The sequence below is a fragment of the Aeromonas sp. Marseille-Q7275 genome (genome assembly GCF_965119515.1).
In genome coordinates, this window is the sequence record NZ_CBCPLW010000014.1 from 49,853 (window position 1) to 63,890 (window position 14,038).

The 14,038-nt window shown below is 61.2% G+C and carries 15 protein-coding genes and 1 tRNA gene; 9 read left to right on the forward strand and 7 right to left on the reverse strand.

Going from position 1 to position 14,038, the window contains the following annotated elements; all coding sequences use genetic code 11:
* Positions 1-72: 72 nt before the first annotated feature.
* The 4 genes from ACWPWQ_RS14105 to lolB all read right to left on the reverse strand — a co-directional run bounded on the left by ACWPWQ_RS14105 (position 73) and on the right by lolB (position 2,712).
* Positions 73-1,020 (reverse strand): ribose-phosphate pyrophosphokinase, encoded by a 948-nt coding sequence (locus tag ACWPWQ_RS14105; protein ID WP_139435637.1) that lies wholly within the window; start codon positions 1,018-1,020, stop codon positions 73-75.
* 172 nt (positions 1,021-1,192) lie between these two features.
* A tRNA-Gln gene (locus ACWPWQ_RS14110) sits at positions 1,193-1,267 on the reverse strand.
* Positions 1,247-2,137, reverse strand: coding sequence for a 4-(cytidine 5'-diphospho)-2-C-methyl-D-erythritol kinase (gene ispE, locus ACWPWQ_RS14115; protein ID WP_454010073.1), 891 nt, complete (start codon positions 2,135-2,137; stop codon positions 1,247-1,249). The genes ACWPWQ_RS14110 and ispE overlap by 21 nt, the downstream gene beginning before the upstream one ends.
* Positions 2,134-2,712, reverse strand: coding sequence for a lipoprotein insertase outer membrane protein LolB (gene lolB, locus ACWPWQ_RS14120; RefSeq protein ID WP_454010074.1), 579 nt, complete (start codon positions 2,710-2,712; stop codon positions 2,134-2,136). The genes ispE and lolB overlap by 4 nt, the downstream gene beginning before the upstream one ends.
* 125 nt (positions 2,713-2,837) lie before the next feature.
* Here lolB and hemA point away from each other — a divergent pair, with 125 nt between their 5' ends.
* The 7 genes from hemA to ACWPWQ_RS14155 all read left to right on the forward strand — a co-directional run bounded on the left by hemA (position 2,838) and on the right by ACWPWQ_RS14155 (position 9,795).
* Positions 2,838-4,097, forward strand: coding sequence for a glutamyl-tRNA reductase (gene hemA, locus ACWPWQ_RS14125; RefSeq protein WP_139435633.1), 1,260 nt, complete (start codon positions 2,838-2,840; stop codon positions 4,095-4,097).
* Positions 4,098-4,147: 50 nt separating this feature from the next.
* Positions 4,148-5,236 carry a peptide chain release factor 1 gene (gene prfA, locus ACWPWQ_RS14130; RefSeq protein WP_041205238.1) on the forward strand — a complete coding sequence of 363 codons (1,089 nt, stop codon included), beginning with the start codon at positions 4,148-4,150 and terminating at the stop codon, positions 5,234-5,236.
* A 5-nt stretch (positions 5,237-5,241) separates the two neighbouring features.
* Entirely contained in the window at positions 5,242-6,075 is an 834-nt protein-coding gene (prmC, locus tag ACWPWQ_RS14135) for a peptide chain release factor N(5)-glutamine methyltransferase (RefSeq protein WP_454010100.1), read from the forward strand.
* A 42-nt stretch (positions 6,076-6,117) separates the two neighbouring features.
* Entirely contained in the window at positions 6,118-6,501 is a 384-nt protein-coding gene (locus ACWPWQ_RS14140) for a SirB2 family protein (protein WP_265435833.1), read from the forward strand.
* An 11-nt stretch (positions 6,502-6,512) separates the two neighbouring features.
* Entirely contained in the window at positions 6,513-7,313 is an 801-nt protein-coding gene (locus tag ACWPWQ_RS14145; protein WP_139435629.1) for a SirB1 family protein, read from the forward strand.
* A 38-nt stretch (positions 7,314-7,351) separates the two neighbouring features.
* The gene (gene kdsA, locus ACWPWQ_RS14150) at positions 7,352-8,206 is read left to right on the forward strand and encodes a 3-deoxy-8-phosphooctulonate synthase (protein ID WP_319912771.1); all 855 of its coding nucleotides are present in this window, start codon (positions 7,352-7,354) and stop codon (positions 8,204-8,206) included.
* 305 nt (positions 8,207-8,511) lie between these two features.
* Positions 8,512-9,795 (forward strand): dicarboxylate/amino acid:cation symporter, encoded by a 1,284-nt coding sequence (locus ACWPWQ_RS14155; RefSeq protein ID WP_404837995.1) that lies wholly within the window; start codon positions 8,512-8,514, stop codon positions 9,793-9,795.
* A 107-nt stretch (positions 9,796-9,902) separates the two neighbouring features.
* On the opposite strand, the gene grcA is transcribed toward ACWPWQ_RS14155, so the two are convergent.
* Positions 9,903-10,283 carry an autonomous glycyl radical cofactor GrcA gene (gene grcA, locus ACWPWQ_RS14160; RefSeq protein WP_025326187.1) on the reverse strand — a complete coding sequence of 127 codons (381 nt, stop codon included), beginning with the start codon at positions 10,281-10,283 and terminating at the stop codon, positions 9,903-9,905.
* A 589-nt stretch (positions 10,284-10,872) separates the two neighbouring features.
* Between grcA and ung the strand changes: the two genes are divergently transcribed.
* Together ung and ACWPWQ_RS14170 are read left to right on the forward strand one after the other, a co-directional pair.
* Positions 10,873-11,559, forward strand: a complete 687-nt coding sequence (gene ung / locus ACWPWQ_RS14165; RefSeq protein ID WP_202046444.1) for a uracil-DNA glycosylase — start codon at positions 10,873-10,875, stop codon at positions 11,557-11,559.
* A gap of 166 nt (positions 11,560-11,725) precedes the next feature.
* A complete protein-coding gene (locus ACWPWQ_RS14170) occupies positions 11,726-12,274 on the forward strand; it encodes a hemerythrin domain-containing protein (protein WP_202046443.1) in 549 nt (182 codons plus the stop codon).
* A gap of 98 nt (positions 12,275-12,372) precedes the next feature.
* On the opposite strand, the gene ACWPWQ_RS14175 is transcribed toward ACWPWQ_RS14170, so the two are convergent.
* Positions 12,373-12,552 carry a DUF3545 family protein gene (locus ACWPWQ_RS14175; protein WP_025326190.1) on the reverse strand — a complete coding sequence of 60 codons (180 nt, stop codon included), beginning with the start codon at positions 12,550-12,552 and terminating at the stop codon, positions 12,373-12,375.
* A 192-nt stretch (positions 12,553-12,744) separates the two neighbouring features.
* Complete coding sequence (tal, locus tag ACWPWQ_RS14180; RefSeq protein ID WP_139435618.1) at positions 12,745-13,695, reverse strand: transaldolase; 951 nt, start codon at positions 13,693-13,695, stop codon at positions 12,745-12,747.
* Between the last annotated feature and the right edge of the window lie 343 nt (positions 13,696-14,038).

Consider the following 14,038-nt stretch of genomic DNA (forward strand, 5'->3'; position numbering starts at 1 on the left):
CAGGGCATTACGTTGACCAGGCTTGAAAAAACAAAAACCGCCAGTCGGCGGTTTTTGTCACAACGGGGTCTATCAATGCTCAAACATGGCAGAGATGGACTCTTCGTTGCTGATACGACGGATGGCCTCGGCCAGCACGGAGGAGAGGGTCAGCTGCTTGACCTTGCCGACGGCTTTCATCTCCGCGGTGAGCGGGATGGAGTCGGTGATGATCAGCTCGTCGATGACCGAGTTCTTGATGTTCTCCACTGCGGTGCCGGAGAAGACCGGGTGGGTCGCATAGGCGAACACGCGCTTGGCACCGCGCTCTTTCAGCGCTTCTGCGGCCTTGCACAGGGTGCCGCCGGTGTCGATCATGTCGTCGACGATGACGCAGTCACGGCCAGCCACGTCACCGATCAGGTGCATGACCTGGGAGACGTTCGGACGGGGACGACGCTTGTCGATGATGGCGATGTCGGTGTCGTCCAGCAGCTTGGCGATGGCACGGGCACGGACCACGCCGCCGATGTCCGGCGACACGACCACGGGGGATTCGAGGTTCTTGGACTTCATGTCTTCCAGCAGCACAGGGCTGCCGAACACGTTGTCTACGGGGACATCGAAGAAGCCCTGGATTTGCTCGGCATGCAGGTCAACGGTCAGCACGCGATCCACACCCACGCTGGAGAGGAAGTCGGCGACGACCTTGGCGGTGATGGGCACACGGGCGGAGCGGACGCGGCGGTCCTGACGGGCATAACCAAAGTAGGGAATAACGGCAGTGATACGGCCAGCTGAAGCACGACGCAGTGCATCCACCATGACGATCAATTCCATCAAATTGTCGTTGGTCGGGGCACAGGTGGATTGAATGATGAAGATATCGCCACCGCGTACATTCTCATTGATCTGTACGCTGATCTCGCCGTCGCTAAAGCGACCTACGGCAGCATTGCCGAGTTTGATAAACAGGCGATCTGCGATCTTCTGGGCTAGTTCCGGCGTTGCGTTACCAGCAAACAGCTTCATGTCAGGCACGGTTTGAAACCTCGGGGTTGCATCCAGTATGTGGGGAGTCTGATTCAGACCCGTATCGTTTGGGGGCAAACGATTTATCAAGATAACGGACAAGGTCTCTGGAAGTTCATGGTGGCGCCGGATTACCCGGGTGGACGGCAGAGCCACCACCTTGGGCGCCATTATGTCAGATTGGCTGGGGTACTAGGATTCGAACCTAGGAATGGCGAGATCAAAACCCGCTGCCTTACCGCTTGGCGATACCCCAATCACTGACTTGTTGCAAAGTGACGAAGAGTGGTGATATGTTCTCGCCCTTGGCGACAAACCCATCCCAGCCTTCCGGCACCCTTGCCAACACCTTCCGAGCAGCCACTTCGTCTTCAAATTGAGCAAAGACGCAGGCGCCAGTGCCCGTCATTCTTGACGGCGCGTATTCTAGCAACCAGCCGAGCGCATTGGCAACCTCGGGGTGGCGCTTTTTCACCAGCAATTCGCAATCGTTTTTCCACACCCCTTCCAGCAGGTTGTGCAATGTCATCCTGGGGGTGTCGCGGGGCAGCTCGGGATCCTGAAACACCGCCGCCGTTGCCACATGGCAATCGGGCTTGAGCACCAGATACCAGGCGCTCGGCAGCTCCACCGGTTGCAGCTTCTCGCCGACCCCTTCTGCAAACGCGGCCCGGCCGCGCACGAACACAGGCACGTCGGCCCCCAGCTGCACGCCGAGCTGCGCCAGCTCCTCTTCGTCGAGCCCCGCCTGCCAGAGATGATTCAGCGCCACCAGCGTGGTGGCGGCGTCAGACGAGCCGCCGCCGATGCCGCCTCCCATGGGTAACACCTTCTCCAGCCGGATATGGGCCCCCATCGGGCTTGGCAGCCTGGCCTGCAACAGGCGGGCGGCCCGGATGATGAGGTTCTGTTCATCCGGCACCCCGGGGATGGCCGGGCTCAGGGTGAGCAGGTCGGTATCGGCGAGCGGCTCGAATTCCAGCCAGTCGCCGTGATTGAGGAAGATGAACAGGGTCTGCAGCTCGTGATAGCCGTCGGGACGGCGGCCGTTGACGTGCAGGAAGAGGTTGAGCTTGGCCGGTGCCGGCCAGCGGATCGGCGCCTGCCGGATGGAGTCCTGCATCATGGCGCCAGGGTCCATTGGTTGATCTGCAACTTGAGGCGGCTGCCCTGGCCCGTCATGGTCAGCAGGTGGGGCAGCCGGTAGTTGTCCTGATCCCGGTAGTCCCCATAGACGATCTGCCACTGGCCGTCGCGCACCGAGGCCAGGCTGGCGTCGGGGTTGAGCTCGAATTCGGCCTCACCCGGCAGTCCCTTGATCCACTCCAGCAACCCGGCGACCGGAATATTCCAGCCGGTGAGCTGATAGACGAGGGCCTCGGCATCCTGGCTCTGATGCACCTTGCCCTCGTTGTCGGTCAGGGTGATCTCCCCCTTGCTGCGGGAGAGTTCCAGGATATGGGTGCCGATGAGGCTGGTGAGGTTGAGGCGATAGTCATCGCCGTTCTGCTGCCAGTTGAGGCGGGCGCTGCCCTTCTGGCGGGCCGTGATGATGGCCATCTTGCCCGACAGCTCCCAGTGGGTCAGCTGCTCGAGACGGGCCCGTTCCTGCTGCCAGTTGACCTGATCCCGCTGGGGTTGAGTGGTGGTACAGCCGGCCAGTACCAGCAGGCAGGCGAGGGAGAAGATACGCAACAACAAGGTCGTGCTCCGGATAAGAGATTTGCCACAGTATAAGGGGCGGCCGTATTGCTTTTAAAGACTTACCCTTTCTCGTACAATTGTCGGCCTTCATACCCTGTGCACGAAACGATCATCACCCACCCATGAGTCTGCTTGCCCTCGGAATCAACCACAACACCGCCAGTGTCGCCTTGCGGGAACGGGTCGCATTTGGCCCGGACTGCATCGATCGCGCCTTGCGTGAGCTGGTGGAGCAGCCCGGCGTCAGCGAGGCGGTGATCGTCTCCACCTGCAACCGCACCGAGCTGTACTGCAGCCTGGAGCAAGGGCAGGGGGAGCAGGTGCTGAGCTGGCTGCAGCGGTTCCACGCGCTGGAGGCGAGCGAGGTGCTCTCCGCCATCTACCGCCATCAGGACGAGGAGGCGGTGCGCCACCTGATGCGGGTGGCCTGCGGGCTGGACTCCCTGGTGCTGGGAGAGCCGCAGATCCTGGGGCAGATCAAGCAGTCCTACGCCCACGCCCAGCAGGCGGAAGCGGTGAAGGGCTCGCTCGAGCGCCTGTTCCAGAAATCCTTCTCGGTGGCGAAACGGGTGCGTACCGACACCGAGATCGGCGCCAGTGCGGTCTCGGTGGCCTTCGCCGCCGTGAGCCTGGCCCGCCGCATCTTCTCCGATCTCTCCCAGACCAAGGTGCTGCTGGTGGGGGCGGGCGAGACCATAGAGCTCGTCGCTCGGCATCTGCGCGAGCAGAGCGTCACCCAGATGATGGTGGCAAACCGCACCCTGCAGCGGGCCCAGCTGCTGGCCGAGGAGTTCGGCGCCCAGGTGATGACCCTCGAAGAGATCCCGGACTACCTGCACGAGGCGGACATCGTCATCAGCTCCACCGCCAGCCCCCTGCCCATCATCGGCAAGGGCATGGTGGAGCGCGCCCTCAAGGCCCGCCGCTTCAGGCCCATGTTCCTGGTGGACATCGCCGTGCCCCGCGACATCGAAGCCGAGGTGGACGAGCTCTCCGACGCCTATCTCTACACGGTGGACGATCTGCAGGGCATCATCGAACAGAACCTCGAGACCCGCAAGCGTGCGGCCGCCGAGGCCGAGCTCATCGTGCAGGAAGAGCGCGACGACTTCATGGGCTGGTATCGCAGCCAGCACTCGGTGGATCTCATTCGCGATTACCGCCACCAAGCCCAGCAGGTGGCGGATGAAGAGTTGCAGCGTGCCCTGCTGGCCCTGCAACAGGGCGAGAATGCCGAGCAGGCGCTCAAGGCCCTGGCCCACCGCCTCACCAACAAGTTGATCCACGCACCGACCCAGGCCCTGCGCCAGGCCGCCGCCCAGGGGGACAGCCACAAGCTGTCCCAGCTGCGCCAGGTGCTGGGATTGTCACAAGAGTCATAGTTTGGGGGTGGCCAGCCGGCTGCCCCTCCTCCATCGAGAACACAAGATTTATGAACCCGTCATTGATCAGAAAGCTGGAAGGCCTCATCGAGCGCCACGAAGAAGTACAGGCCCTGCTCGGGGAGCCCGGGGTCGCCTCGGATCAGGACAGATACCGTGCCCTGACCCGGGAATATGCCCAGCTCGAAGACATAGTGCACGCCTTCCAGCGCTTCCGTCAGGCCGAGGAGAACCTCGAGACCACCAAGATGATGCTGGAAGAGGACGACGCCGACCTGCGCGAGATGGCGCAGGAGGAGCTGCCGCTCGCCAAGGCGACCTTCGAGGAGCAGGAGCAGGCGCTGCAGGTGATGCTGCTGCCGCGGGACCCCAAGGATGACAACAACTGCTACCTGGAGATCCGTGCCGGCGCCGGTGGTGACGAGGCGGCCATCTTCGCGGGGGATCTGTTCCGCATGTACTCCCGTTACGCCGAACGCCAGGGCTGGCGCGTCTCCATCGTCAGCTGCAACGACGGCGAGCACGGTGGCTACAAGGAGGTGATCGCCAAGGTGGACGGCGAGCACGTCTACGGCCGCCTCAAGTTCGAGTCCGGCGGTCACCGGGTGCAGCGGGTACCCGAGACCGAATCCCAGGGCCGGGTGCACACCTCCGCCTGTACCGTGGCCGTGCTGCCGGAAGTGCCGGAAGCCGAACAGATCGAGATCAACCCCTCCGAGCTGAAGATCGACACCTTCCGCGCCTCCGGGGCCGGTGGTCAGCACGTCAACAAGACCGACTCCGCCATCCGCATCACCCACCTGCCCACCGGGCTGGTGGTGGAGTGCCAGGATGAGCGCTCCCAGCACAAGAACCGCGCCAAGGCGATGTCGGTGCTCTCCGCCCGCCTGCAGGCGGCCGAGGACGAGCGTCACCGTGCCGCCGAGCAGAGCACCCGCCGCAACCTGGTGGGCTCTGGGGATCGCTCCGAGCGCATCCGCACCTACAACTACCCCCAGGGTCGCCTCTCCGAGCACCGCATCAACCTCACCCTCTATCGGCTGGGGGAGATCCTCGAAGGGGATCTGGATTGCGTCATCACCCCCCTGGTGCAGGAATACCAGGCGGATCAGCTCGCCTCCCTGGCCGAGAGCAACTAATGCCCATGCAGATCCAGCAGGCTCGTGCCCACATCATGGCGACCCTGGCCTCTGGGGAATCCCCCCGTGCCGACGCCGATGCGCTGCTCTGCCATCTGCTGGGTTGCCGGCGCAGCTACCTGATGACCTGGCCGGAGCGCGAGCTCGATGCCGCCCAGCAGGTCACCCTGCAAGGGTGGCTTGACCGTCGGCTGGCCGGTGAACCCATAGCCCACCTCATCGGCGAGCGGGAGTTCTGGTCCCTGCCGCTGAAGGTGAGCCCGGCCACCCTGATCCCGCGCCCGGACACCGAGGTGCTGGTGGAGCAGGCGCTGGCACGCTTGCCGGCCGGCCCCTGCGCCCTGCTGGATCTCGGCACCGGCACCGGCGCCATCGCGCTGGCGCTCAAGTCAGAGCGGCCCGATGCCGATGTATGGGCGGTGGATCGGATGCCGGACGCCGCCGACCTGGCCCGCGCCAACAGCGCCGCCCTGGGGTTGCCCATCGAAGTGCGGGACGGCAGCTGGTTCGCGCCCCTGGCGGATGCACCGCGTTTTGCGATGATCGTCTCCAATCCGCCCTATATCGACGGGGCGGATCCCCATCTCGACGAGGGGGACGTGCGTTTCGAGCCGCGCTCCGCCCTGGTGGCGGACGAGCAGGGGCTGGCGGACATTCGCCAGATAGTCGCCGGTGCCCCCGCCCATCTGTGCCCGGGGGGTTGGCTCCTGCTGGAGCACGGCTGGGAGCAGGGAGCCGCGGTGCGTCAGCTTCTGCTGCAACAGGGTTACTGCCAGGTGGAAACCGTGCGGGATTATGGGGATAACGAGCGGGTGACCCTGGGTCGTCTGGCGCCGTGATGATGACGGGCGGAACTGTCCGCCCCTGTGCAAGGAAATCATATGTATGTTGCTCTCAAACATCTGCACCTCACCCTGATAGTCGGGGCCGTGCTGATGTTTATCCTGCGCTTCTATTGGCTGCAGACCGGTTCGAGCCGTGCCGGCAGCGCTCGTACCCTGACGTTGAGCGGCTGGCTCAATGGCCTGGTGGTGCTCTCCGGCGTGCTGCTGTGCATGGTGCTGGATCTCAATCCCCTCAACAACGGGATCCCCTGGCTCAGCGAGAAGCTGAGCGCCGTGCTGGCGGTGGCCTTCCTCGGCATGATGGCGCTGCGCCTGGCGCGCAGCAACAGCATCCGCTGGTTTGCCTTCCTGGGCGCCCTGGGGTGGATCTTCTTTATCGCCAAGCTGGCGGTGCAAAAGCAGGCCAACCTGTTCGGTTAGGGATGACGACGATGATACGTGTGGATGAGTGGACCGACTTCGAGGCCCACGACCTGGCCGAACTGGCGCTGTCGGTGAGCGACGAGATCCTGGGCCATGGCGGCGCGGGAGAGGCCGAGCTGGCCCGCCTCGATAGCTGGCTGGACGAGGCCATAGTCGAAGGGGACTGTGACGAGGTGCGCCGTCAGCTGTTGCAGGGCTTCTACCAGACCCTGGGGTTTCGGGGCGACTGGCAGGATTACTTCTCTGCCGCCAACTGCGACCTGAACCAGGTGCTGGTGCAGCGCAAGGGCATACCGGTGAGCCTTGGCATCCTCATCATCCAGCTGGGTCGCAAGATTGGCCTGGATGTGGAGGGGATCTGTTTCCCGGGCCATTTCCTGGTGAGCTTCGCCGGCCTGGAGGGGGAGGTCTATGTGGACCCCTTCAACGGGGACGAGCTGAGCCTGCACCGCATCGAGCTGCTGCTGCGCGGGGCCCTCGGCAACCTGGCGACCCTGAGCGATGACCATTTGCAGCCTGCGGGGCAGTGGGAGATCATCGAACGCCTGCTCAACGTCAGCAAGGGGGCCCTGCTGCGGGAGGAGCGCATGGCCGAGGCGCTGCGCACCAGCGAGCTGCTGCTGCGCATGAAGCCAGGTGATCCGCTGGAGACGCGGGACAGGGGCTTCATCTACGAGCAGCTCGATTGCCCCCGTTTCGCCGCCGACGATTTTGAATACTTTATTGAACAATGCCCGGACGATCCTGTGGCCGACGTGCTGAAAACCCAGCTGGCCAGCCTGGATCTTAGCCCCAAGCCCCTCCATTGAGGGCCTCTGGGGAAGCCCTTTCACTTAAGGATGCTGAGATGGAACAGAAGAATATCAAGATCAACGCGATCGACGTCGCCAACGACAAGCCCTTCGTGCTGTTCGGTGGCATGAACGTGCTGGAATCCCGCGACATGGCGATGGCGGTGTGCGAGAAGTACGTGGAAGTGACCAGCAAGCTGGGCATACCATTCGTGTTCAAGGCGAGCTGGGACAAGGCGAACCGCTCCTCCATCCACTCCTACCGCGGCCCGGGTCTGGAAGAGGGGATGAAGATCTTCCAGGAGCTCAAGGCGACCTTCGGTATGCCGGTCATCTCCGACCTGCACGAGCCCCATCAGGCCAAGCCGGTGGCGGAAGTGGTGGATGTCATCCAGCTGCCCGCCTTCCTGGCGCGCCAGACCGATCTGGTGGAGGCTATGGCCCGCACCGGCAACGTCATCAACATCAAGAAGCCGCAGTTCCTGAGCCCGAGCCAGATGAAGAACATCACCGACAAGTTCGAGGAGTGCGGCAACGATCGCCTGATCCTGTGCGAGCGCGGTGCCAACTTCGGCTACGACAACCTGGTGGTGGACATGCTGGGCCTTGGCGTAATGAAGAAGAGCACCGGCGGCTACCCCGTCATCTTCGACGTGACCCACTCCCTGCAGTGCCGCGACCCGCTGGGGGCGGCCTCCGGTGGTCGCCGCGAGCAGGTGACCGAGCTGGCCCGTGCCGGCATGGCAGTCGGTCTGGCCGGTCTCTTTATCGAATCCCACCCGGATCCCAAGATCGCCCGCTGCGACGGCCCGAGCGCCCTGCCGCTGGAGAAGCTGGAAGGCTTCCTCAAGCAGATGAAGGCCATCGACGATCTCATCAAGGGCTTCGAGCCCCTGGATACCTCCGTCTGATCCAGCACGCCGGTTGAGTGATGCCAAATGCCCCGCCATGCGGGGCATTTTTTTATCCAGCAATGTTTTCATTGGACTCCTAAATACATCACCGACCAAACATATCAAGGTTGCCGTGGTGTTAATGATGTTAAATATGTTGTGTGATTAATGTCTCTTAATTGCTTCTTATAACGTGTGAAAGTGGCGCCGTTGCGATGACGAAATAGCATGACGCCGGCGAGAGAAGGATATTTTCTCGTGACGGCTCCCTGCATGCCTATTTCTGCCATATGAGCTGTCAATTAATTAACAGGACGTTAATCATGCACAAGAAAGTATTCAGCAGCCTTTATTTCCAGGTGCTGCTTGCGATCACCCTGGGGGTATTTCTGGGACATGTCTATCCCGACCTCGGGGCTGATATGAAGCCGCTGGGTGATGGCTTCGTGAAATTAATCAAGATGATCATTGCCCCCGTTATTTTCTGCACCGTGGTGACCGGCATCGCCGGCATGGAGAGCATGAAGGCGGTGGGGAAAACCGGTGCCATCGCGCTGCTCTACTTTGAAGTGGTGAGTACCATAGCCCTGGTCATCGGGCTGTGCGTGGTCAACCTGCTGCAACCCGGGGTCGGCATGAACGTGGATCCCGCCACGCTGGATGCCAGCACCATCTCGGCCTATGCCGAGCAAGCCAAGTCCCAGGGCATCATCGCCTTCCTGCTTGACGTGATCCCGGGCAGCGTGATCGGCGCCTTTGCCAGCGGCAACATTCTTCAGGTGTTGCTGTTTGCGGTGCTGTTTGGCTTCTCCCTGCATCATATCGGCGAGAAGGGGAAACTGGTCTTCAATATGATCGACAGCTTCTCCCAGGTTATTTTCGGCATCATCAACATGATCATGAAATTGGCACCGGTTGGCGCCTTTGGTGCCATGGCGTTTACCATAGGAAAATATGGTATCGGCTCCCTGGTCCAGCTCGGTCAGTTAATTGCCTGCTTCTATGTGACCTGTCTGCTATTCATCTTCATGGTGCTGGGCAGCATTGCCAGGGCAAATGGTTTCAGCATAGTGCGCTTTATTTCCTACATCCGGGAAGAGCTGCTGATCGTGCTGGGCACCTCCTCTTCCGAATCCGTATTGCCGCGCATGCTGGTGAAGATGGAGGCGCTCGGCTGCAAGAAGTCGGTGGTGGGCCTGGTGATCCCGACCGGTTACTCCTTCAACCTGGATGGCACCTCCATCTACCTGACCATGGCGGCCGTCTTCATCGCCCAGGCGACCAATACGCCGCTGGATCTGTTCCAGCAGCTCACCCTGCTGGTGGTGCTGCTCATCTCCTCCAAGGGGGCGGCCGGGGTCACCGGCAGCGGCTTCATCGTGCTGGCGGCCACCATCTCGGCGGTGGGGCACCTGCCGCTCGCCGGACTGGCGCTGATCCTGGGGATAGATCGCTTCATGTCCGAGGCGCGGGCCCTGACCAACCTCATCGGCAACGGTGTGGCGACCCTGGTGGTGGCGCGCTACTGCGATCAGCTCGACGAGCAGAAGATGAACGAGGTGCTCGCCAACCCGGTCAAGGGGCTGAAGGTCGACCAGCACGGATAGCCGGCAGGCGCGGCCTGCGAGGCGAGGATGGACTGGCACAGTGGCTTGCCCATAAAAAAACGGCCCGTTTGGGCCGTTTTTCATGGTGCAGATGACCGCAGAGCGACTTACAGGCTCTGGGTGAAGGTGCGGGTGACCACATCACGCTGCTGTTCCGGGGTCAGGGCGTTGAAACGCACTGCGTAGCCGGACACGCGGATGGTGAGCTGCGGGTATTTCTCCGGATTGGCGATGGCGTCTTCCAGAGTCTCGCGGCGCAGTACGTTGACGTTCAGGTGTTGACCACCCTCGACCACGGGTTCGGTCTGGACCGGCAGTTCACGGTATTCGAACTGGCCCAGATCGGACAGTGCGACTTCCTGATCGGCGACGAAGCTGTCGCCCTTGGCGCAGATGCAGCGAGCCTGCTGCTTCTCTTCATCCAGCAGCCAGAAAGAGTTCAGCAGTGCGGCGTTGGCGGACTGGGTGATTTGGATGCCCTTGATCATGGTATGACTCCTCATAGGAAAGCGGATTCAACGGTAAGCACATTACCCTGATGTTTTTAAACCACCTTGGTGACGGGATGATTTAACGGGGCCTTGCCTTACACCTTTACTTCGTTGGGGTCATATATATCACGATGGTAATAATACGAAAATTGATCCAAATCAATAAATGCGCGATTTGCGCGCGAGAAAAGGGATTAATTCATTGAGATTAATCAAAAAGAGATCATTTTTATGATTTCGTAAGATATATTAATTATGCATTTTTTATTGGGTATATCTAGTAATTTAACTACACCTTTAGCCGTTATTCTCTTTATAAGGTCAGGCCGGGTGTCTTATCAGGTCAGGGGGCCGCTGGATGGCCCGTGCGCGGTCGCCAGGGCGCCGATGGCTGAGGCCACCAACCGTCATCTCGATCGCCAGGGTGCCAGGGGAAAGGGGACACCGGGATGCAGGTGCGGCCATCTCCTTGAGCCGAGTCGCGGTTGCGTCTTGCTGCCCGGCCACCTATCCTGAGCCCCTTGCGGCATTCATCGAGGATATCGGGGTGCCAGAGGCAGTGGATTCACAGAGAGAGGAGACTGGCGTGCTGACCTGGAAGGACGTGATCGGTTCTGAGAAAGAGCAGGACTATTTCAAGGCAACCCTGGCGACCGTCAGGGAGGAGCGGGAAGCGGGCAAGGTGATCTACCCCCCGGCCACCGAGGTGTTCAATGCCTTCAAGCTGACCGAGCTGGACAGCGTCAAGGTGGTGATCCTGGGGCAAGACCCCTATCACGGGCCGAGCCAGGCGCACGGCCTCTGCTTCTCCGTGCTGCCCGGGGTGCGCACGCCCCCCTCCCTGGTCAACATCTACAAGGAGATGCAGCGGGATCTGCCGGGTTTTGTCACACCCGGTCACGGTTATCTGGAGTCCTGGGCCACCCAGGGGGTGCTGCTGCTCAATACGGTGCTGACGGTGCAGGCGGGCATGGCCCACTCCCATGCCCACCTGGGCTGGGAGACCTTTACCGACAGGGTCATCGAGCGGATCAACTCCCACTGCCAGGGGGTGGTCTTCCTGCTGTGGGGAGCCCATGCCCAGAAGAAGGGGCGCTTCATCGACAGGCAGCGTCACCATGTACTGACGGCTCCCCATCCCAGCCCATTGTCCGCTCACCGCGGCTTCATCGGCTGCGGCCACTTCTCCGAGGCAAACCGCCTGCTGGTGCAGCAGGGGATGAGCCCCATCGACTGGCTCTCGGTCTGCCATGACCAGCCCGTGCCGGCCTGACCGTCTTCCCGCCTCTGCGAGTGGCCAGGGCACGCAGGCCTGCCCGCTGGTCTGCGCCGCCGGGGCGGGGATTGTCAGCAACTGATTTGATTGAGTGCAAAGTTCGGGTAATAAATGACCGTATACTCGAGACAGTCTCTTTTTCAATTCAGCGCAAGGAGTGCTCATGTTATCCAGTCTCCATAAGGACCACCTCAACATCGCCAGGCTGCTGACGCTGCTCAAGCACAAGCTGGCAGCCATCCGCAATGAGCAGCCGGTGAGCTATTTCCTGCTCCGGGACGTGGTGGACTACTTGCGGGAGGTCTCCGACAAGTTCCATCACCCCAAGGAAGACATGATCTATGACTACTACCTGAAGTACAGGGTGGTGGAGGGGGAGGTCGCCAACCGGCTGCATGAGGAGCACGCCCGCCTGCTGGTGGCCGGCACCGAGCTCAAGGAGATGGTGGAGATGATACTGATGGACGCCGTCATTCCGCTTGAGCAGTTCACCGCCAAGCTGGAGCAGTTCATCGAGCAGCAGGAGGCCCACATGAACTATGAGGAAGGGGTGATCTTCCCTCATCTGCGTGACTCCCTGACCGAGGATGACTGGCGCCACCTGGAGCAGCTCTGGCAGAACAGGGCCATCAATGATCCCCTGTTCGGGGCCGAGGTGAGCCAGCACTTCCAGGCGCTGGCCAAGCAGCTCTCGCTGCCCCCCTCATCCTGAAATGGCAGGCGGACCAAAAAACGACGCCCCGGCTTGGCCGGGGCGTCTTGTTTTACTGTGTCGGCGGGTCTGTGCCGCCATCGGCGACACCGGCGACGCTACAGCTCCAGTTCTTCCGAACCTTCATAGGCGATGTCGATGGCTTGCAGCTCCTTCTGCAGGCGGTGCTTGTCTTTAAGCGCCTCTATCTCACGCCATTTGCGTTTCTTTCCCGTTGTCCCGCGGCTACGTGAACCCAGCTCAACGACCTCGTCAAAATCGAAGTTGAACATGTCCATGGCTCCCTCCTTGGTTTTATGGTTTTCACCATTCGTATAACACGACGCATTTGAAAATAAAACGTTTTTATGACCAGGTTGTGACAATCGGGAGGGTGGATAAAAAAAACCGGGCTGCCCTGTCGGGAGCCCGGTTTTATCGGCGCAACCCCTCCTGTGGAGGGGCTGGCCGAGATGGCTTAGGTCGTCTTTTTACAGGCGGCTGGCCAGCATGGTTTCCAGCTTGCCCTGGTCGATGGCGAACATGCGGATGCCTTCGCCCAGCTTCTCGTGAGCCATGGCGTCCTGGTTCAGCTCCCAGCGGAACTGCGCTTCGGTCATCGGGGTCGGTTTGGCCTTGCGCTCGCCGGTGTAGTCCAGCTTGCGAACCACGGCGCCTTCGGTCTTGCTCAGCTCTTCCAGCAGGGCAGGGCCTATGGTCAGGCGGTCGCAGCCGGCCAGCTCCAGGATCTCGCCGGTGTTGCGGAAGCTCGCACCCATCACCACGGTCGGGTAGTCGTGCTGCTTGTAGTAGTTGTAGATGGCGGTGACGGAGACCACGCCCGGATCTTCGCTCGCGGTGTAGTCACGGTTGTGCTTGGCCTTGTACCAGTCGAGGATGCGGCCCACGAACGGGGAGATCAGGAAGGCACCGGCTTCGGCACAGGCACGGGCCTGGGCGAAGGAGAACAGCAGGGTCAGGTTGCACTGGATGCCCTCTTTCTCCAGCACTTCGGCGGCACGGATCCCTTCCCAGGTGGAGGCCAGCTTGATCAGGATGCGATCGTTGCTGATGCCGGCTTCGTTGTAGAGGCGGATCAGCTTGCGTGCCTTGGCGATGCTGGCGTCGGTGTCGAAGGAGAGACGGGCATCCACCTCGGTGGAGATGCGGCCCGGGACGATTTTCAGGATTTCCAGACCTATGTTGACCGCCAGCTTGTCGCCCGCGTCGATGATTTGCTGTGCCTTGTCCTGGCTCTGGGACTTGGCCCAGTTGATGGCGTCTTCGATCAGAGCCGCGTACTCGGGGATCTCGGATGCCTTCAACACCAGGGAGGGGTTGGTGGTGGCATCGATGGGCTGGTAGCGCTTGATGGCTTCGATGTCGCCGGTGTCGGCAACTACCGTGGTCAGGGCTTTCAGCTGGGTTAATTTATCGGCCATAGCAAATATCATCTCTATATGAGGGAGCAATCCCAGGGGTTGCGGGCGTGAGACGGCCGTTCTGAAATAAAATTACAAAATCCCGGCGACTCAGGCTCAGAAAAGCACGATGGGGGTGGCCCATCGCCACTGCCTGCCTAATTAATACGGATGTGGCGCTTCCTGCAATAGGGAGCCTTGTACGTGAATCATCCAGGTGGCGGGAAGGGGGGGAGCGACAGGAGGAAAGTGTCTGATAAAAAACGACTTTTACTTATCTTTTGGCAACGCCCGCCGGCCGGCACAAAAGCAACTTTTTTAGTTGATTCTTCAATTTGTGCAGTAGGTCACACAAATACTCTTG